Below are 19,182 nucleotides of genomic sequence, written 5' to 3'. Positions count from 1 at the left end.
ACACCCGCGGCCACCGTACGGCCCGCGCTCAGGGACGCCATGCCTCGATCGGGTTGCCGAGCCAGCGGGTGTCGTCGGGAACCGACTCCGCCGCCATGACGAGCGACGCGGGACCCAGGGTGGTACGGGCCCCGATCGTGCTGCCGGGCAGCACGATCCCGCCAGGACCCAGTGTGGCGCCCTCACGGAGAACCACAGTATCCGTCCGCAAGATCCGGTCGTGGAAGAGGTGAGTCTGCAGGACACAGCCGCGGTTCACGGTGGCCGCGTCCTCCAGGGTCACCAGATCCGTCTCCGGAAGCCAGTAGCTCTCCACCCAGACGCCCCGCCCGATCTGCGCGCCGAGGCCGCGCAGCCAGGCCGTCATCAGGGGAGTACCCGGAACCGAGCCGGCCAGCCACGGCACCGCCAGCACTTCGACGAAGGTGTCCGCCAGCTCGTTGCGCCACACGAACGAGCTCCACAGCGGGTGCTCCCCGCTGCGGTGCCGCCCGACCAGCAGCCACTTGGCCAGCACCGACACCAGACCCGCCGCCGCACCGGCGGCCGTCAGCACCAGCCCCGACAGCAGCGGCGCCCAGCCGCCCAGCGCACACAGCGCGGCGACCGTCAGGACGGCCAGCGCCACCGAGCACAGCACCGGGACGATCCGGCACGCCTCCACCAGACCGCGCGCCCACAGCAGCCGCGCCGGCGGCTCGTAGGTCCGGCTCTGGTCGCCGTCCGACGTGCTGCGCGGCAGCTTCACCGGCGGCAGCCCCAGGTAGGACGTGCCCTTCTTCGCCTTCTTGGGCGTCGCCGACAGCACGCCCACCAGACCGCCGTCCGGCACGCTGCGGCCCGGCGCGGTCATCCCGGAGTTCCCGAGGAATGCCCGCCGCCCGATCTCCGCGCGCCCGATCCGCACGTAGCCGCCACCCAGCTCGTACGGCGCGGTCAGCGTGTCGTCGGCCAGGAACGCGCCCTCGCCGACCGTCGTCAGGCTCGGCAGCGCGAGCACGGTCGAGACCTCGGCGCCCTTGCCGATCCGCATCCCGAGCAGCCGCAGCCACACGGGCGTGACCAGACCGGCGTAGAGCGGGAACAGGGTGTCCCGGGAGCGGTCCATCAGCTGCGAGACCGTCCAGGCCTGCCAGCCGATCCGGCTGTGCGTGGGATGCGTGCCGACCCTCAGGCCCAGGCTGAGCAGCCGTACGGAGACCAGGATCAGCAGCGCGTACGCCAGCCCGAAGGCCAGCGTGGCCGGGACCAGGGCGGCCGCGGCGCCCCGCAGCGCCTCGGCCAGGCCGTCGCCCGGGGCCACGAAACGCCCGGCGACCAGCAGCGCGACGGCGCCCGAGACCACCGGCAGCGCGCTGAGTCCGACGCCCGTCAGGCCGTACATCACCCGCCAGTAGGTGCCGCGCTGCGGCCGCTGCTTGGGCCAGTTGCGCTTGGCCTTGCCCAGCTTGACCGCCGGGGCGCCGGCCCAGCGCTGGCCGGTCGGGACCTGGCCGGTGACCGCCGAGCCCGGTGCCACCTCGGCGCGCTTGCCGACCCGGGCGCCCGGGAAGAGCATGCTGCGCGTGCCGACGACCGCGTGGGCGCCGATCCGGACCGGGCCGATCACCAGCCGGTCACCGTCCAGCCAGTGACCCGACAGGTCCACCTCGGACTCCACGGCCGCACCGCGACCCACCTTGAGCAGGCCGGTGACCGGCGGCAGCGAGTGCAGGTCCGCCTCGGGACCGATCTTGGCACCGAGCGCCCGCGCGTACCGCTCCAGCCAGGAGCCGGTCAGCGCGGTCGCACCGGTGAACTCGGCCAGCCGCTCGGCCGTCCACAGCCGCAGGTGCACGGAGCCGCCGCGCGGGTGGCGGCCGGGCTTCACGCCCCGCAGCAGCAGCCGCGCGCCACCGGCGGCGATCGCGATCCGGCCGGGCGGGGTGTACAGGACCAGGGCGCCGGCGGCGACCAGCCACCAGGGCGCGGTGGGCAGCCAGCCGTAACCGCCCAGGACGTTGCCGAGCGCGGCCAGGACCACCGTCCAGCGCAGCCCCAGCAGGGTGAACAGCGGCAGCAGCACCATCAGCTGCACCAGCTGCGCGGCGCGCGGCACGGGCGCGATCGTTCGCCGCGCGGTGTCCTCCTGCGCGGACTCCTCCAGGTGCCGGGCGAGCTTGCGCAGCACCGGCCGCTGGTAGATGTCGAGGACGGCCGCGCTCGGGTAGCGGGTGCGCAGCCGGGTGGTGAGCTGGGCGGCGGACAGGCTGCCGCCGCCGATCGCGAAGAAGTCGTCGGAGACGCTGCCCACCGGGATGCCGAGGACCTCGGTCCACTGTTCGGCGAGCCACGCCTCGGTGCCGTACAGCTGCTCGGCCCTGCCGCCCGTCTCCAGGCCCTCCAGGGGCCAGGGCAGGGCGTTGCGGTCGACCTTGCCCGAGGTGCGGGTGGGCAGCTCCGGCACGGGTGCGAGCAGCGGGACGAGGGCGGCGGGCAGCTCGGCGCGCAGCTTCTCGACGGCGGCCGCCTGGTCCCAGCCCTCCTGGGTGACGACGTAGCCGACGAGCAGCTGGTTGCCGCTGCGCGCGGTCCGCACGGCCGCCGCGGCGCCCGCGACGCCCGGCAGCGCCTGGAGGGCCGCGTCGACCTCGCCGAGCTCGATACGGCGGCCGCCGAGCTTGATCTGCTCGTCCGCGCGTCCGAGGAACACCAGCCCCTCGCGGTCGGCGCGCACCAGGTCCCCGCTGCGGTACGCCCGCTCCCAGCCCAGCGACTCCAGGGGCGCGTACTTCTCCGCGTCCTTCTCGGCGTCGAGGTAGCGGGCCAGGCCGACGCCGCCGATCACCAGCTGGCCGCTCTCGCCCAGGGACACGGGCCGGCCCGCCTCGTCCACGACGGCGAGTTCCCAGCCGTTCAGCGGCAGCCCGATGCGGATCGGCTCCTCGCCGGTCATCAGGGCCGCGCAGGCCACGACGGTGGCCTCGGTCGGCCCGTAGGTGTTCCAGACCTCGCGGCCCTCGGTGACCAGCCGCTGGGTCAGCTCGGGCGGGCAGGCCTCGCCGCCGAAGATCAGCAGACGGACGTCGTTGAGCGTCTCGGGCTCCCAGAGCGCGGCCAGGGTCGGCACGGTCGAGACGACGGTGATCTCCTGCTCCACCAGCCAGGGGCCGAGGTCGGCGCCGCTGCGGACCTGGGAGCGGGGCACGGGCACCAGGCATGCGCCGTAGCGCCAGGCCAGCCACATCTCCTCGCAGGAGGCGTCGAAGGCCACCGAGAGGCCCGCCATGACCCGGTCACCGGGACCGATCGGGTCCTCGGTCAGGAACAGGGCGGACTCGGCGTCCACGAAGGCGGCGGCGCTGCGGTGGGTGACGGCGACGCCCTTGGGCCTGCCGGTGGAGCCGGAGGTGAAGATGATCCAGGCGTCGTGCTCGACGCCGGGCCGCCGGGCGGCGGTGCGCGCCTCGGGGTCGCGGACGTCGATCGACAGCCCCGCGCCGAGGACGGCGGCGACCCGCGCCTCCCCGAACACCAGCGCGGCCCGCTCGTCCGGGTCCTCGGCGTCCACGGGCACGTAGGCGGCCCCGGCCGCGAGTACGCCGAGCACCGCGACGTACAGGTCGTTGGTCCCGGACGGCACCCGGACGCCCACCCGGTCGCCGAGGCCCACACCGGCCTCGTGGAGGCGCCGACGCAGCCGCTCGACCTCGACCGCGAGGGCGCGGTAGGTGAGCTGGGCGGCGCCGTCGTCCAGCGCGGGCTCGTCGGGGTGGGTCCGTACCGTCGCTTCGAACACGTCCACGAGCGTGCGCGGCGAGGCCGCCGCTCCCGCCGAGAAACGTGCCGTGTCCCCGAACTCCTCGCGGATCTCTTCGTCGAGCAGGCCGAGAGCACTGCTCTCGTCAGTCGCTGCCATCCGGTCCTCGCGTCTCGTTCCCGGAACCTCCGGGGGCGCCGGCGGGTCCCCAGGTCCGCCTGGGGTTGTCCGGCTCCGGCTAGGTAACAAGCCGGAAATATTAGTACGACGCTAGGACCCCGCTCGGCCGACGGCCACCGGGGAGCGGCCGTTCGGGGCGGACCCCTTGATTCTACGGCAGCCCTGACCAGGCCTTCTCCGAACGTGACGAGAGATGGGACACACAGCGTGAGGCCGGTCAACGCAGCGTGAGAACGGCCAACGCGGTGCCACCTGCGCCGAATCCGCCGGCCCGGGTCGGCGCGCGACGACGGCCGGTGCCGTGGCAGGGAGGGGAGTACGCCACGGAACCGGCCGTCGTGGTCGGGGAGGTGCGGCTCAGGCGGCCGTGACCTCGGCCCAGATGGACTTGCCCCAGGGCAGGTTGCCCACGCCCCAGCGGCCCGAGCAGAGCGCGTCCAGGATCAGCAGGCCGCGCCCGCGGTCGCGTTCGACGGAGATGGGCCGCAACCGGAGGCGGTGGTTGAGCGGATCGTGCACCTCGACCCGGGTCCGGGCGCCGTCCGTGTCGATCAGGAGGCGGACCGGGTCGTCCGGATCCGTCTCGTACCGCAGGGAGTTGGTGACCAGCTCGCAGGTGACCAGTGCGACGGCCTCGATGTGGTCACGGGAGGCGTCCGGGGTGTGGTGGTTGATGAAGTCGCTCACGAACTTCCGTGCCGCCCTGGCCGACTGGGGCTCGCTCGCCAATAACAGGACGGGCGACGGGACGACTTGCAGTGCACGGGTTTCGGTCGCGGTGCTCCGCTGGCGTTCGATCATGTAGATCCCCTCACGGGCATGTCCCAACGCAGGCACGGTGGTTCGCCATGCGAGTGCGGTCACTTTCGTATTTCCCGGATTCATGGTGCCTTCACGGCACAGTCGATAGCAATACGTCCCACAGGATGTGAAAAATTGCGCACCTCTGCGAGAGACTTGCGGCACAACCCGCCAGCCGGTGGCGAGGGTCTGGGCGGCACGGCAGACTGTCGGGCAGTTCACCGGAGAGATAGGGGGAACCCGTGAGCACGCCCACGGTGCGCCGGCGACGACTCGGTGCCAAGCTGCGCGAACTGCGCGGCGAACTCACCCTCGACGAGGTCGCGGAGCACTCCGGGGGCACGTTCGTCTCCTCGAAGCTGTCCCGGATGGAGACCGGCAAGACCGCCCCCAAGGCGGCGGACATCCAGGCACTGCTCGACCTGTACTCCGCGCTCGGCCGCGACGTGAGCGACGAGCTGGGCGCGGCCCTGATCACACTCACCAAGGAGGGCGGCCGCCGCGACTGGTGGCACTCGTACCGGGGTGTCCTCACACCGGTGTACGAGGACCTCATCAGCCTGGAGGCCGAGGCGGAGACGGTGTCCACCTGGCAGCTGGGGATGGTTCCCGGCCTGCTCCAGACCGCCGAGTACGCCCGCGAGATCATCCGGGCGACCGCCATGTCCGAGGCGGTCGAGGCACGGGTCGACGCGCTGGTCGAGGTCCGGCTGGCTCGCCAGGCCGTCCTCACCCGCGACAGCGACCCGCTGGCGCTCTGGGCGATCGTCTCCGAACAGGCGCTGCGCTGCACCACCGAGGATCCCGCCCTGATGTACGAGCAGTTGGGGCGCCTGCTTACGATGGGGCGGCGCCCGAACATCAACATCCAGGTGTTGCGCTCGGACGCCCCCCTGCACGCCGGACTGACCGGCACCTTCAGCATCCTGGGCTTCGGTCCGCACGCGGACCTGGACGTCGTCCACCAGGAAGGGCTGACCTCCGCCCTGTACATCGAGGAACGTGATCGGGTCTCCACGCACCGGGCCGCGTGGCAACGCCTCACGTCTGCCGCCGAGTCCGTCGAGGCGTCGGTGGAACTGATCACCCAGATAAGGAAGAACGAATAGCGAATGAAGCACGTTGACGACGCGTCGACTCTGCCGGTGACCTGGTGGAAGTCCTCGGCGTCCGCATCACAGTCCGACTGCGTGGAATGCGGGATCGTCGACGGGACGACGGTGGCCGTCCGCGACAGCAAGCGGCCCCACGGGCCCGCGCTGCTGCTGGGCCGGGCGGCACTCTCCGCGTTCACCTCGGCCGTGCCCCACATCGATCCCGGCAACGGCCGAATAGGCCGCCTCGGCTGACCCGCACCACTCCCGGAAAACCAAGAAACCCCTGCTCAGCAGGGGTTTCTTCGTGGTGTCCGAGGGGGGACTTGAACCCCCACGCCCGATAAAGGGCACTAGCACCTCAAGCTAGCGCGTCTGCCATTCCGCCACCCGGACAAGGTGTCTGTCGCGCGGGGTCTCCCTCGCGGCGACGAAGGAAACATTACCAGGCTTTCGGCGGTGGCCGATCACACCCCGTACCCGGCGCGGACCGGCGTGAACGGCGTGTGACGGACCGGGACCGGTCTTGGGTCCGGAGCGGTGGGAGAGAGAGGATGGCGGCAAGGATGACAGGGACCGGCCGGCAGTGACAGCGGAAGGAAGCAGCGTGAGCGAGACGGACACGGCCAGGAGCGTCACCGGCGAGGACGAGGTCGTGGACCTCTGCCGCGAGCTGATCCGCTTCGACACCAGCAACTACGGCGACCACTCCGGACCCGGCGAGCGCAAGGCCGCCGAGTGGGTGGCCGAGAAACTCGCCGAGGTCGGGCTCGAACCGGAGATCTTCGAGTCGCACCCGGGCCGCGCCTCGACGGTGGCCCGCATCGAGGGCACGGACCCGACCCGGCCCGCGCTGCTGATCCACGGCCACCTCGACGTCGTACCGGCCAACGCCGACGACTGGACCCACCACCCGTTCTCCGGCGAGGTCGCGGACGGATGCGTGTGGGGCCGCGGCGCGGTCGACATGAAGGACATGGACGCGATGACCCTGGCGGTCGTCCGCGACCGCCTGCGCAGCGGCCGCAAGCCGCCCCGCGACATCGTGCTCGCCTTCCTCGCCGACGAGGAGGCGGGCGGCACCTGGGGTGCCCGGCACCTCGTCGACCACCACCCGGACCTCTTCGAGGGCGTCACCGAGGCGATCAGCGAGGTGGGCGGCTTCTCCTTCACGGTGAGCGAGCAGCGCCGGCTCTACCTGATCCAGACGGCCGAGAAGGGCATGCACTGGATGAAGCTGAAGGTGGCCGGCACCGCCGGGCACGGCTCGATGATCCACCGGGACAACGCGATCACCGAGCTGTCCGAGGCCGTGGCCCGGCTCGGCCGGCACCGGTTCCCGGTCCGGGTCACCAAGACCACCCGGGCCTTCCTCGACGAACTCGGCGACGCGCTCGGCACCGAACTGGACCCGGAGGACATGGAGTCGACGCTGGCCCGGCTCGGCGGCATCGCCAAGCTCATCGGCGCGACCCTGAGCAACACCGCCAACCCCACCCAGCTCAACGCCGGCTACAAGGTCAACGTCATCCCGGGCGAGGCCACCGCGCACGTGGACGGCCGGTTCCTGCCGGGCCACGAGGACGAGTTCCTCGCCGACCTCGACCGGATCCTGGGCCCGCACGTGGTCCGCGAGGACGTGCACTCCGACAAGGCGGTGGAGACCTCCTTCGACGGGGCGCTGGTGGAGGCGATGCAGTCCTCGCTGCTCGCCGAGGACCCGACCGCCAAGGCGATCCCCTACATGCTCTCCGGCGGGACCGACGCGAAGTCCTTCGACGACCTCGGCATCCGCGGCTTCGGCTTCGCGCCGCTCAAGCTGCCGCCGGAGCTGGACTTCGCCGGCATGTTCCACGGCGTGGACGAAAGGGTCCCGGTGGACGGCCTGCAGTTCGGCGTACGGGTGCTCGACCGGTTCATCGACGCGTCCTGAAGACATACGCGCGGTGAAGCAGTGGCTCTGGCTAATCGGGCGGCTGTACGAGATCGACTGAGAAGAGTGAATGCGACGATAAGCTCGTATCCCCATTACTCCCTCCTCGTTACAAGTGATGCGATCCGCTACTTGGGATCGCATTGCCAACAAGGAGGAACAATGCTCAAGAAGGTCGTCGCCGCTGCGGCTGCCACTGGTGGTCTGGTTCTCGCGGGTGCGGGCCTGGCCGTCGCCGACTCGGGTGCTCAGGGCGCTGCCGTGGGCTCCCCGGGTGTCATCTCCGGCAACGTGATCCAGGTTCCGGTGCACGTCCCGGTGAACGTCTGCGGCAACACGATCTCGGTGATCGGGCTGCTGAACCCCGCCTTCGGCAACACCTGCCTCAACAAGTGACGCCGACTCCCTGAGGGGCGTCTTTCCGTCGGCCCCGGAGCGCGCGCCACGCGCTCCGGGGCCGACCGGTTTTCCCGCGGATTTTCCGCGCGGAACGCATCGGTTCAGAATCCAAGGCAGGGGGGAATTCAGAAATGCGACAGAGCACTCGCAAGGGTCTTATGACCGTGGCCGCGGCGACCGGGGTGATCGCCGCGGCGAGCGGCTACGCCCACGCCGACTCCGGGGCCGTCGGCTCCGCCACCGACTCGCCCGGCGTGCTGTCCGGCAACACGGTGCAGGCGCCGGTGCACGTTCCGGTGAACGTGTGCGGCAACACCGTGAACGTCGTCGGCGCCCTCAACCCGGCGGTGGGCAACAAGTGCGCCAACCAGGGCGGCGGGGGCGGGACGTCCGGCGGCTACGGCAACTCGGGCGGTCACGGCGGCCAGGGCGGCGCGCACGCCGGCGGTCACACCGGCGGCTCGCCCGGGGTCGGCTCCGGCAACACGGTCCAGGTGCCGATCGACGTCCCGGTCAACGTGTGCGGCAACAGCGTCAACGTGATCGGCATCGGCAACGGCGCCCTCGGCAACGACTGCGCCAACGACGGAGGCTACGGCGACCACGGTGGCAGCCACGGTGGTGGCGGCAACCATGGCGGTGGCGGTGGCCACGGTGGCGGCCACGGCGGTGGTGGCCACGGCGGTGGTGGTCATGGCGGACACGGAGGCCATGGCGGGCACGGTGGCCACGGCGGTTCCGGCGGGCACGGTGGTCATGGCGGTCACGGGGGCCATGGCGGCCACGGTGGCAACCCCGGTCACCCGGGCACTCCGGGTCACCCGGGCACTCCCGGTAACCCTGGTACCCCCGGCAACCCCGGCACGCCTGGAAACCCCGGCACTCCTGGCCACCCTGGCACTCCTGGCACTCCCGGCCACCCCGGAGGCGGGACCGTTCCGACCGGTGGGCACGGGTCGTCCGTGGTCAGCCCGGTGGGCAGCAGCTCGGTGGCCCAGCCCGGCACCGGCGCCGCGCAGCTCGCGCACACCGGCGGCGACCTGCCGCTGGGCCTCGCGCTCCCGGCGGGCGCCGGCGCGCTGCTCGCGGGAGCCGTGCTGTACCGCAAGGCGCGCGCCGCGGCCTAACGCACGGACGGTGACGCCCCGGGCAGCGGTGCGTACATACGGAGCGGGCCCCGTCGATGCGGGGCCCCTTCCGTCATGCGGAGAGTCTCACCATGTGGCACGCACCTGGCGGATGATCCGCCGGCGCAACCGCACCCTGCGGCTGCCGTCGCGCATGAGACTCAGTCGGTCCAACTCCCAGTGTCCGTACTCGGCATGGTCCGTCAGCAGACGCGTCGCCTCCTTGCGGGAGACCCCGCGAGGTACGTACACGTCGACAAATTCGTATTCCGGCATCGCATCTATTGTGCGGGCTGGTGCCCGGTACGGATAGCGTCTGCACTATGTCTGATGCTGCGCAGCCCACCGCTGCCGAGGTACGCGCCGCCGCCGAGGCGGTCAAGACCGCGCTCGACCGCCATCTGGCCGCGGTCGAACGCAGGTCGGGGGAGGACGACCCGGCTGTCTACGAGGCGTTCAACCAGCTTGCCGCGGCCGCCGAGGTCTACGACGAGCTTCTCTACGACCGTTACGACGAGGTCACACCCTTCGAGATCCCCGGTACCGAGGACTCGCTGCCACCGTACGCGGGACCCGAGGAGCCGAACGCGATCAGCGTGCTGATCCGCCGCGACTACGCCGTGGCGGAACCACAGCGGCTGCTGGCACAGGCCGAGCGGGTCGAGGCGGCGGAGTACGGCGACGGTCCGGGCGCGGACCAGGACGCCGCGGGCACCGTCCACGGGGCGCTGGGGATCCTGTTCGGCGAGTTCGAGCCGGACGAGATCGCCTCCCGGCACAAGGAGTTCGGTCTGGAGGAGGCCGACTCCACACTGTGGGTGACCGCGGCGGACGAGCCGGCCGAGCCCGGCGAGTGGCTGGAGGCCCCGTTCGAGGGCGTCGATCCGCAGCGGGTCGTGTGCCGGTTCGACGTCAGCGCGGTCTTCGACGAGGAGGACGGCGACGACGGCGAGGACACCCCGCGCGGCGAGGACTCCGACGAACTGGACGACCTCGACCTCGACGAGGACGAGGACCTGGAGCCGCTGGACGCCGAGCGCTGACCGCGCGGCTCCCGCGCGCGGACGACGGGGCCTCACGAGCCGCAGGGCCATGAGGCGCCGCCGTCCGGCGGGAGGAACGGGCGCCGCGGGCGCCCAGCGGCGTCCGGTCCTGGTCAGGCCTCGGACGCCGGCGGCACCTGGGTGCTGAGCAGGAGCGGCAGGCGGGTCGTCCGGGGCTTCGGCAGGGTCTCGGCCACCGCCCTCGGCAGGGCCTGCTCCACGCCGTGGACCACCGAGAGATGCCGCCCGGCCCGGCTGAACGCCGTGTACACCCAGGGACGGCTCAGCGCCTGGGCCGCGTCGCCGGGGAGCACCACGACCGCGGCCGGCCAGCGTGCCCCGACCGCCTGGTGGGCGGTGAGCGCCCAGCCGTGCCGTACGGCCTGCTCTACCCGCTCCCTCGGGACCACCACGGGCTCGCCCGCGCACGACAGGTGCAGTCCGTCGCCGTCCGCGTCCACCACCTGGCCGGGGACCGTACGACCCGGCGCGGGGGAGTAGGCGACCCGGTCACCGGGATCGAAGCCGCCGAAACGGCCGGGGCCCGGATTGAGCCGCTCCTTCAGGGCGGCGTTGAGGGCGCGGGTGCCGGCCGCGCCGCCGTGGCCCGGCGTGATCACCACCGTCTGCTCGGCGGGGACGCCGATGGCGCGCGGCACGGAGTCGGCGACCAGCTGCACCGTCCGGTGCACCGCCTCGCCCGCGTCCCGCACCGGCACGATCACGATCTCCTTGCCGGGCGCCTCCACCTGGCCCAGCTCACCGGCTCCGATCCCCGAGACCAGTTCGCCGAGCGGGCCGGGGTCGGGCGTGCGCGAGGCGATCTGCGGGCACACCCGGGCCGCCAGCAGGTCGGCGAAGACCCGCCCGGGCCCCGCCGACCACAGCACCGCCGGATCCCCGCTGAGCACCAGCCGGGCCCCGTCCGGCAGCGCCTCCACGATCATCGCGGCGCTCTCCACGTCCAGCTGGGGTGCGTCCAGCACGATCAGCAGGTCGAGGTCGAGGGCGCCCTCGGCGTCCCGGCCGGGCCCCTCGGCACCGGAGAGCAGACCGGCGACCGTACCGACGGGGGCCTCGCGGTCCGCGTCGCCGGCCGCCGCCCCGTCCGCCGGCCGGCGGTGTCCCTCCGGGGCGTGGACGGCGGCGAAGGCCCGCAGGCCGGCGCTCCGGGCGGCGGCCAGCAGCGCCGCCGGTTCGGCACGGGCCGCCTCGCCGCCGGTGTGCAGCACCAGGCCGTGTCCGGCGACCGCCGCCGCCAGCTCTGCCGCACCGCCGGAGGCCGTGGCGGCGGCCGCCTCCCAGGGCTCCGGGGCGTCCTTCGACAGCGAGTTGACCAGTCGGGCCAGTCCGTCGGCGAGGCTCTCCTCGGCCAGCGCGTACCGCTCCAGGCCGACCAGGACCCGGACGGGGCGCTCCTCCTCCTCGTCCTCGGGCTCGGGGGCGTGCGGGTCCAGGGCGTCCTGGAAGACCAGCGCGTCCCCCTCGGCCAGCGCGTCCTGGACGGCCGCCTCCGGGTCGGGCACCGCCCGCTGGGCCAGCGCGGCGACGAGCGCCGGCATCTCCAGCGCGGTGTGCCCGGCCAGGGCCGCCTGCTCCAGCAGCCAGCCGGTCACCGCCCGGCCGCGCCGCTCGTCGTCCGGGCCGCACTCCGCGCCGAGCAGCGCCCGCGCGAACCCGTCCGCCTGGTCCGGCCGCACACCGGAGATCCGCAGCAGCTGCCAGGGATCCTCGCGCAGCAGCGCCTCCGCGCCGTCGCCGAGGGCGGCGGCGGCCTGAGGGGCGAGCGACTCGGGCGCGCCGCCCGCGGCCAGCACCGCCCGTACCGCCGCGACCGTCTCCTCGGCGGGCGCCGCCTCGGCGGGGGCCGGCCGCGGCCGCTGCACCACCGGATCCGGCGCGGACCTCGGGCTCGGGGCGGGCTCCGGGGCCGCGAACACGGTGGCCGCGGGCCTGTCGCCGCTCTCCACCGCCCGGATCGCCGCGAGCAGGTCGGCCGCCTGGCCGCTGAGCCCGGCCCCGCTCGCGATGGGTGCCTTCTTCTCCGCCTTGCGGCGCTCGATCCGTTCCCGCTCGATCCGCTGGGCGGCCAGCTCGGCCTCGGCCTCCGACTGCTTCGCCGCCTCCGCCGCGGCGTCACCGCCGGGTGCGTCACCCGGAGCGGCCGTGCCGCCGGGCCCGCCGTCGCCGCCGTCCGTGCCGCTCGTGGCGTTCGCACGGGGACTCGCGGTCTGTGCGTCGCGCGCTTCGTCCGTGCCGGCGGTGGGGCCGTCGGCCCCCGCCGGCCCCGCGGCCGTCGTGCTTCCGTCGCCCTCGACGGCCTCGTCGGCCCCCGGCGTGGCGCCCAGCCCCGGCTCCGTGCTCACAGCGTGCTCCAGTCGTGATCGGGATAGCGGTGCACGGGCGCCGACACGTCGTCGAGCGCCCGGCAGATCTCGTCAGGAAGACTAAGGGCCTCCACTGACAATGCCGCCGTGAGCTGCTTGGCGTTGCGCGCGCCGATGATCGGCGCGGCGACGCCCGGCCGGTCCCGCACCCAGGCGAGCGCCACCTGGAGCGGCGTCACCGCGAGTCCGTCCGCCGCCGTCTGCACCGCGTCCACGATCCGGGTGGCGGTGTCGTCGAGGTACGGCGCCACGAACGGCGCCAGGTGCTCCGAGGCGCCTCGGGAGTCCGGGGGAGTGGAGTGCCGGTACTTCGCGGTCAGGACGCCCCGGCCCAGCGGGGAGGACGGCAGCAGGCCGATGCCGAGGTCGAGGGCGGCGGGCAGCACCTCGCGCTCGATGCCCCGCTGGAGCAGCGAGTACTCCAGCTGGGTGCTGGCCAGCCGGGTGCGGCTGCCGGGCGCGGCGAGCTGCCAGGTCGCCGCCTTCGCGATCTGCCAGCCGCAGAAGTTGGACACCCCGGCGTACCGCGCGCGGCCGCTGCTCACGGCCAGGTCGAGAGCCTGGAGGGTCTCCTCCAGCGGCGTGTCCGGGTCGTAGGCGTGCACGTGCCAGACGTCGACGTGGTCGGTGCCGAGGCGGGCCAGGGAGGCGTCCAGCGCGGCGAGCAGATGGCCGCGGGAGCCGTTGAAACGGCGGTCGGGGTCGGGGACGCTGCCCGCCTTCGTCGAGATGACCAGGTCCCGGCGGGGCACCAGTCCTTCCATCAGCTGCCCGAGCAGGTACTCGGCCTCCCCGTCGCCGTACACGTCCGCGGTGTCGACGAGGGTGCCGCCGGCTTCCCAGAACGCCTTCAGCATGTCCGCGGCGTCGTGCTCGTCGACGTCGCGGCCCCAGGTGAGGGTGCCGAGCCCGATCCGGGACACGCGCAGGCCGGTACGGCCGAGATGCCTCTGCTCCATGTCCGCGAGATTACTGGCCAGAGCTGGTGCGTTGGGTTGCCTGTGGACAACCGGTTCCCGCCGGAGGGCGGCGCGGCCGGCCGGCTCCGTCCACGGTCGGACCACGACCGGTGTCCCCGGCCGAAAGTCCCACGCTATGGTCTCCCGGACAGGGACGTTACTGATCGGTAAGGGGATCGGCCATGAAGCTCGGGATCAACCTCGGCTACTGGGGTGCCGGGATGGACGGGGACAACCTGGCCGTGGCGCAGGAGGCCGAGCGGCTCGGGTACGCCGTCTGCTGGGCCGCCGAGGCCTACGGCTCCGACGCCGCGACCGTGCTCAGCTGGGTCGCCGCCCAGACCGAGCGCATCGACGTCGGCTCGGCCATCTTCCAGATCCCGGCCCGGCAGCCCGCGATGACCGCGATGACCGCCGCCACGCTCGACTCGCTCTCCAAGGGCCGCTTCCGCCTCGGCCTCGGCGTCTCCGGCCCGCAGGTCTCCGAGGGCTGGTACGGCGTCAAGTTCGACAAGCCGCTCTCCCGGACCCGCGAGTACGTGGAGATCGTGCGCCGGGCGATGAGCCGCGAGCGGCTGTCGTACGAGGGCGAGCACTGGACGCTGCCGCTGCCCGGCGGTCCCGGCAAGCCGATCAAGCTGACCGTGCACCCCGAGCGCGAGCACATCCCGGTCTACATCGCCGCCATCGGTCCGAAGAACCTGGAGCAGACCGGCGAGATCGCCGACGGCGCGCTGCTGATCTTCCCCTCCGCCGACCACCTGGAGGAGACGGCCGTCAAGTACCTGCGCGCGGGGCGGGAGAAGGCCGGCCTCGGACTCGACGGCTTCGACATCTGCCCGACGCTGCCGCTCGCCCTCGGCGACGACAAGGACGTGCAGACCCTCGCCGACACCTTCCGGCCCTACACCGCGCTGTACGTCGGCGGCATGGGCAGCCGCAAGCAGAACTTCTACAACCAGCTCGCCCAGCGCATGGGATACGAGCGGGAGGCCGCCGAGATCCAGGACAAGTACCTGTCCGGGGACAAGAACGGGGCCGCGGCGGCCGTTCCGCACGACCTGATCGACCAGACCACGCTGCTGGGTTCCGTGGACCGGATCGCCGACCGGATGAAGGCCTACGCGGCGGCCGGCGTCACCACGCTGTCCCTCGCGCCCGCCGGGTTCGCCCTGGACGAGCGGCTCGCCTCGCTGCGGGCCGGCGCCGAGGCCCTGGAGCGCGCCGGTCTCGCGTAAGGGCCCCGGCGGGGCGGAAGTCCACGGCCGTGGTGGGGGCTCGGGGGGTCTTCCCCGCCACGGCCGTCACAGAGAACAACGCGCCCGCGCCCAGGCGGTTACGCCCTCGGCGCGACCCCGTCGCTCCTCCTTTCGGCCGAGTCCGTCCGCACAGCTGTTGCAGCCGTCCGGATGCGGCATTTGACTCGTTCTCTGCGGGTCCGGTGAGTCCTCCGAAGGGGTGCCCACGATGCTTTCGGCCAAGAGTCTGTTCCTGGAGATCCTGGACAACGACGAGTCCTTCCGGCTCTTCTGCTCCATCGCGGCCAGCGGAGAGGCCCAGGGCGGCTGGGAGAACGCGCGGATCGCCGCGCTGGTGCCGACGAGCGAACGCGGCCTCGCGCCGAAGATCACCCGCCACGGCGCCGACGAGGACAAGCACGGGCGCATCTTCCGCGCCCTGATGAGGAAGCGCGGGCTCACCGCCGTCCCGGTACCGCCCGACACCGACTACACGATGCTCCTGGAACGGCACGGCATCGGGCTCGCCCACGACAAGCTCAGGGACGACCGGCCGCTCACCGTTACGGACATCGTCACCTACCTCGCCCACAGCCGGGTCACCGAGCAGCGCGCCTCGGAGCAGATGGAGCTGCTGCGCAGGTACTTCGCCGACCACCCGGACCTCGGCCGCGCCGTACGGATGATCTCCGACGACGAGGACAACCACCTCGCCTACTGCCACGAGGAACTGCTGCGGTTCGCCGCCGCCGGGCACGGCCGCACGATCCAGCACACCCTGCGCGCGTGCGCGCTCGCCGAGATCCGCGTCTACCGGGACGTCAGCCTCGCCGTCATGGCCCACATGGGCCGCATCCTCGGCTGGCCGAAGGGCAGGTCCGCGCTGCTCGCCCTCGGCATCCACGCCGTCTACGCCTACGAGCGCGCCGCCGGCTGGCGCCGGATGGTCTCGCTGCGGATGCCGGAGCGCAGGAACGCCCTCGGCGGCCCCGCCACCGCCGCCCCCGAGTTCGCCTGAGCGGCGGCGGGTCCCCGCCCCGCGCGGCTCACATCCAGCCGCGGCGCTTGAACGTCCGGTACAGCACCAGCTCCAGCGCGGCCATCAGCAGGATCACCGCCGGATAGGCCCAGACCCAGTGCAGCTCGGGCATGTGGTCGAAGTTCATCCCGTAGATCCCCGCGATCAGCGTGGGCACGGCCGCCATCGCAGCCCACGCGGAGATCTTCCGCATGTCGTCGTTCTGCCGCACGCTCATCTGCGCGAGATGGGCGCTGAGGACGTCGGACACCAGCCGGTCCAGGCCCTCCACGCCCTCGTTCACGCGCAGGAGATGGTCGTTGACGTCCCGGAAGAACGGGCGGGCGTCCTCGCGCACGAAGGGCACCGCCGCGCCGGCGCCGTACTGGCCCACTCCCGCCAGCTTCGTCATGGGCATCGACAGCGGCACGGTGGCCCGGCGGAACTCCAGGATCTGCCGCTTGAAGGTGTAGATCCGCGACGCGGTGTGCCGGGAGCCGCCGCCGCTCGGCGAGAACACCTCGGCCTCCAGCTCCTCCAGGTCGTTCTGCAGCTCGGTCGAGACCTCCAGGTAGTTGTCGACGACCGCGTCGGAGATCGAGTACAGCACCCCGGTCGGACCGTGCTTGAGCAGCTCGTGCTGCTCCTCCAGGTGGCGCCGGATGTCCCCGAGCGGCGAGGGCGTCCCGTGGCGCACAGTGACCACGAAGGAGTCCCCGATGAAGATCATCAGCTCGCCGGAGGTCACCGTGTCGCTCTTCGGCTCGTACGTGACCGGCTTCAGGACGACGAACAGCGAGTCGTCGTACACCTCCAGCTTGGGCCGCTGGTGGGCGGTCAGGGCGTCCTCGACCGCCAGCGGATGCAGCCCGAACTCATCGGTGACCAGGTCGAACTCGTGCTCCGTCGGCTCGTACAGACCGATCCAGAGGAAACTGTCGCCACGCGCGCGTGCCTCCGCGAGGGCGTCGGAGAAGTCCTGCGGGGTCTCCGTCCGCTCCCCGTCCCGGTAGATGGCACAGTCCACGATCACGGAGCGTATTCTCCCGTCGCCCGGCCGCCGGCGCACGTCGGCGAGCGCCTACCCTGGGCCGCATGCCCACGCTGATCCTCGTAAGGCACGGACGGTCCACCGCCAACACCTCCGGGCTGCTCGCCGGCTGGACGCCCGGCGTCGCCCTCGACGAGCGCGGCACCGCCCAGGCCGCCGCGCTGCCCGGCCGGCTCGCCGGACTGCCGATCTCCGAGGTCGTCGCCAGCCCCCTGCAGCGCTGCCAGGAGACGATCCGCCCGCTGCTGGACGCCCGTCCCGGTCTCACCGCCCACTCCGACGAGCGGATCGGCGAGGCCCACTACGGCGACTGGTCCGGCCGCAAGCTCGCCGAACTCAAGGACGAGCCGCTCATGGACGTGGTGCAGGCGCACCCGTCGGCGGCGGCGTTCCCGGGCGGCGAGTCCATGCGCGCCATGCAGGCCCGCGCCGCCGAGGCCGTACGCGAGTGGAACGCGCGCGTGGAGCGCGACCACGGCGCCGACGCCGTCTACCTGATGTGCTCGCACGGCGACATCATCAAGTCGCTCGTCGCGGACGCGCTCGGACTGCATCTCGACCTCTTCCAGCGGATCTCCGTCGAACCGTGTTCCATCACCGCGATCCGTTACACCCGTCTGCGGCCGTTTCTCGTTCGTCTCGGGGACACCGGGGATTTCGCCTCCCTTGCCCCCCGCGAGGAACCCGCGGGCGAAGACGCACCGGTCGGTGGCGGTGCCGGCGCGCCGTGATCGTCAGCCGCAGTAGGGTGAAGCGGTCCACCCCGTCACCGACCGGCACCCCGCACGGCCGGCCGCCCTTCTGAGCCCACGCACTCTCGATTCCCATGGAGACAGGACGTGTCCCGTCAGGTGTTCCTCTACGATCCGCCGGACCGCTTCGTGGCGGGCACCGTCGGACTGCCCGGACGCCGTACGTTCTTCCTCCAGGCCACGGCCGGCCCCCGGACGACCAGCGTGGCCCTGGAGAAGACCCAGGTCGCCGCACTCGCCGAACGCATGGACGAACTCCTCGACGAGGTCGTCCGGCGCAGCGGCGGCAACGCGGCCGTCCCCGCCGTCGCACCCACCGAGATCGCCGACAGCGCCCCGCTGGACTCTCCCGTCGAGGAGGAGTTCCGCGTCGGCACCATGGCGCTCGCCTGGGACGGTGAGGAAGAGCGCATGATCGTCGAGGCGCAGGCCCTGGTGGAGCTGGACGCCGACTCCGAGGAGGACCTCGCCGAGGCCGAGGAGCGGCTCCTGCAGGACGAGGAGAACGGGCCCCCGATGCTGCGGGTCCGGTTGACCGGCGCGCAGGCCAGGGCCTTCGCCAAGCGCGCCCTGGACGTCGTCAACGCCGGGCGGCCGCCGTGCCCGCTGTGCAGCCTCCCGCTCGACCCGGAAGGACACGTATGTCCGCGCCAGAACGGATACCGCCGCGGAGCGTGACCGCCGCCGACCTGCTCGCCCACGGTGAGCTGAAGGTACGCGGACGCATCCGCGACGCCTCCAACGCGGCCCTGTTCTGCACGGTCGCGTACGACGGCGAGGAAGCGTCCTGCGTCTACAAGCCGGTCGCCGGGGAACGCCCGCTGTGGGACTTCCCCGACGGCACCCTCGCCCAGCGCGAGGTCGCCGCCTACGAGGTCGCCGCGGCCACCGGCTGGGACCTGGTCCCGCCCACCGTGCTGCGCGACGGGCCGTACGGGGAGGGCATGTGCCAGCTCTGGATCGACGTCGACCCCGAGAGCGCCGACCTGCTCGCCCTGGTCGACGCCGAGGAGCCGGAGCCGGGCTGGAAGGCGATCGGGTTCGCCGAGGTCGGCGAAGGGAAGACGGCGCTGCTGGTGCACGCCGACGACGACCGGCTGCGCCGGCTCGCCGTCCTCGACGCCGTGATCAACAACGCCGACCGCAAGGGCGGCCATCTGCTGCCCACCGCCGACGGGCGCCTGTACGGCATCGACCACGGGGTCACCTTCAACGCCGACAACAAGCTGCGCACGCTGCTGTGGGGCTGGGCGGGGGAGCCGCTCACCGCGGAGGCCGTCCAGACCCTCACAGGGCTGCGTGAGGCCCTCGGCGGGGCGCTGGGGACCCGGCTGGCCGAGCTGATCACCGCCGTCGAACTCGACGCCACGCGCGCGCGGGTCGACGCGCTGCTCGCCACCGGCGTCCACCCGGAACCGAGCGGAGAGTGGCCGGCCATCCCGTGGCCGCCCGTGTGACCGG

17 protein-coding genes and 1 tRNA gene are annotated in these 19,182 nt (G+C 72.8%); 11 read left to right on the top strand and 7 right to left on the bottom strand.

Features of this window, described 5'->3' with window-relative positions; all coding sequences use genetic code 11:
• Positions 1-28: 28 nt before the first annotated feature.
• Positions 29-3,898, bottom strand: coding sequence for a Pls/PosA family non-ribosomal peptide synthetase (locus ACIQOE_RS31205; RefSeq protein ID WP_401414982.1), 3,870 nt, complete (start codon positions 3,896-3,898; stop codon positions 29-31).
• Positions 3,899-4,276: 378 nt separating this feature from the next.
• The gene (locus ACIQOE_RS31200) at positions 4,277-4,720 is read right to left on the bottom strand and encodes an ATP-binding protein (protein WP_365573494.1); all 444 of its coding nucleotides are present in this window, start codon (positions 4,718-4,720) and stop codon (positions 4,277-4,279) included.
• A 242-nt stretch (positions 4,721-4,962) separates the two neighbouring features.
• Between ACIQOE_RS31200 and ACIQOE_RS31195 the strand changes: the two genes are divergently transcribed.
• Together ACIQOE_RS31195 and ACIQOE_RS31190 are read left to right on the top strand one after the other, a co-directional pair.
• A complete protein-coding gene (locus ACIQOE_RS31195) occupies positions 4,963-5,829 on the top strand; it encodes a helix-turn-helix transcriptional regulator (protein ID WP_351320505.1) in 867 nt (288 codons plus the stop codon).
• A 3-nt stretch (positions 5,830-5,832) separates the two neighbouring features.
• Complete coding sequence (locus ACIQOE_RS31190) at positions 5,833-6,069, top strand: DUF397 domain-containing protein (protein ID WP_351320503.1); 237 nt, start codon at positions 5,833-5,835, stop codon at positions 6,067-6,069.
• Positions 6,070-6,122: 53 nt separating this feature from the next.
• On the opposite strand, the gene ACIQOE_RS31185 is transcribed toward ACIQOE_RS31190, so the two are convergent.
• Positions 6,123-6,210, bottom strand: a tRNA-Leu gene (locus tag ACIQOE_RS31185).
• A gap of 211 nt (positions 6,211-6,421) precedes the next feature.
• On the opposite strand from ACIQOE_RS31185, the gene ACIQOE_RS31180 reads away from it, so the two are divergent.
• The 3 genes from ACIQOE_RS31180 to ACIQOE_RS31170 all read left to right on the top strand — a co-directional run bounded on the left by ACIQOE_RS31180 (position 6,422) and on the right by ACIQOE_RS31170 (position 9,273).
• The gene (locus tag ACIQOE_RS31180; protein ID WP_401414979.1) at positions 6,422-7,747 is read left to right on the top strand and encodes a M20/M25/M40 family metallo-hydrolase; all 1,326 of its coding nucleotides are present in this window, start codon (positions 6,422-6,424) and stop codon (positions 7,745-7,747) included.
• Between the two features lie 162 nt (positions 7,748-7,909).
• On the top strand, positions 7,910-8,143 hold the full coding sequence (gene chpH / locus ACIQOE_RS31175) for a chaplin ChpH (RefSeq protein WP_351320499.1): 234 nt from the start codon (positions 7,910-7,912) through the stop codon (positions 8,141-8,143).
• Positions 8,144-8,277: 134 nt separating this feature from the next.
• The gene (locus ACIQOE_RS31170; RefSeq protein ID WP_401414977.1) at positions 8,278-9,273 is read left to right on the top strand and encodes a chaplin; all 996 of its coding nucleotides are present in this window, start codon (positions 8,278-8,280) and stop codon (positions 9,271-9,273) included.
• An 87-nt stretch (positions 9,274-9,360) separates the two neighbouring features.
• Here ACIQOE_RS31170 and ACIQOE_RS31165 read toward each other — a convergent pair whose 3' ends face one another.
• Positions 9,361-9,549, bottom strand: a complete 189-nt coding sequence (locus tag ACIQOE_RS31165) for a DUF5703 family protein (protein ID WP_046732800.1) — start codon at positions 9,547-9,549, stop codon at positions 9,361-9,363.
• Between the two features lie 47 nt (positions 9,550-9,596).
• Between ACIQOE_RS31165 and ACIQOE_RS31160 the strand changes: the two genes are divergently transcribed.
• Positions 9,597-10,316, top strand: coding sequence for a hypothetical protein (locus ACIQOE_RS31160; protein WP_351320495.1), 720 nt, complete (start codon positions 9,597-9,599; stop codon positions 10,314-10,316).
• A gap of 113 nt (positions 10,317-10,429) precedes the next feature.
• On the opposite strand, the gene ACIQOE_RS31155 is transcribed toward ACIQOE_RS31160, so the two are convergent.
• Together ACIQOE_RS31155 and ACIQOE_RS31150 are read right to left on the bottom strand one after the other, a co-directional pair.
• Positions 10,430-12,682, bottom strand: coding sequence for a helix-hairpin-helix domain-containing protein (locus tag ACIQOE_RS31155; RefSeq protein WP_401414975.1), 2,253 nt, complete (start codon positions 12,680-12,682; stop codon positions 10,430-10,432).
• Positions 12,679-13,662, bottom strand: coding sequence for an aldo/keto reductase (locus tag ACIQOE_RS31150; RefSeq protein WP_365562475.1), 984 nt, complete (start codon positions 13,660-13,662; stop codon positions 12,679-12,681). Before ACIQOE_RS31150 ends, ACIQOE_RS31155 begins: the two co-directional genes overlap by 4 nt.
• Positions 13,663-13,844: 182 nt before the next feature.
• On the opposite strand from ACIQOE_RS31150, the gene ACIQOE_RS31145 reads away from it, so the two are divergent.
• Positions 13,845-14,900: an LLM class F420-dependent oxidoreductase gene (locus ACIQOE_RS31145; protein WP_351320489.1), complete on the top strand. Its 1,056-nt coding sequence runs from the start codon at positions 13,845-13,847 to the stop codon at positions 14,898-14,900.
• A 229-nt stretch (positions 14,901-15,129) separates the two neighbouring features.
• A complete protein-coding gene (locus ACIQOE_RS31140; protein ID WP_365562472.1) occupies positions 15,130-15,918 on the top strand; it encodes a ferritin-like domain-containing protein in 789 nt (262 codons plus the stop codon).
• Between the two features lie 28 nt (positions 15,919-15,946).
• Here ACIQOE_RS31140 and corA read toward each other — a convergent pair whose 3' ends face one another.
• On the bottom strand, positions 15,947-16,951 hold the full coding sequence (corA, locus tag ACIQOE_RS31135) for a magnesium/cobalt transporter CorA (RefSeq protein ID WP_351320485.1): 1,005 nt from the start codon (positions 16,949-16,951) through the stop codon (positions 15,947-15,949).
• Positions 16,952-17,013: 62 nt separating this feature from the next.
• On the opposite strand from corA, the gene ACIQOE_RS31130 reads away from it, so the two are divergent.
• From ACIQOE_RS31130 to ACIQOE_RS31120, 3 genes are all read left to right on the top strand, one after another.
• Positions 17,014-17,700 carry a histidine phosphatase family protein gene (locus ACIQOE_RS31130; protein WP_351320483.1) on the top strand — a complete coding sequence of 229 codons (687 nt, stop codon included), beginning with the start codon at positions 17,014-17,016 and terminating at the stop codon, positions 17,698-17,700.
• 108 nt (positions 17,701-17,808) lie between these two features.
• Entirely contained in the window at positions 17,809-18,399 is a 591-nt protein-coding gene (locus ACIQOE_RS31125) for a DUF3090 domain-containing protein (protein ID WP_351320481.1), read from the top strand.
• The gene (locus tag ACIQOE_RS31120; RefSeq protein ID WP_362643610.1) at positions 18,363-19,178 is read left to right on the top strand and encodes an SCO1664 family protein; all 816 of its coding nucleotides are present in this window, start codon (positions 18,363-18,365) and stop codon (positions 19,176-19,178) included. The genes ACIQOE_RS31125 and ACIQOE_RS31120 overlap by 37 nt, the downstream gene beginning before the upstream one ends.
• Positions 19,179-19,182 lie beyond the last annotated feature (4 nt).

Origin of the sequence: Streptomyces sp. NPDC091282 (genome assembly GCF_044757385.1) — a bacterium.
Taxonomy (GTDB): Bacteria; Actinomycetota; Actinomycetes; order Streptomycetales; family Streptomycetaceae; genus Streptomyces; species Streptomyces gramineus.
This window is presented reverse-complemented; position numbering and strand designations above follow the sequence as displayed.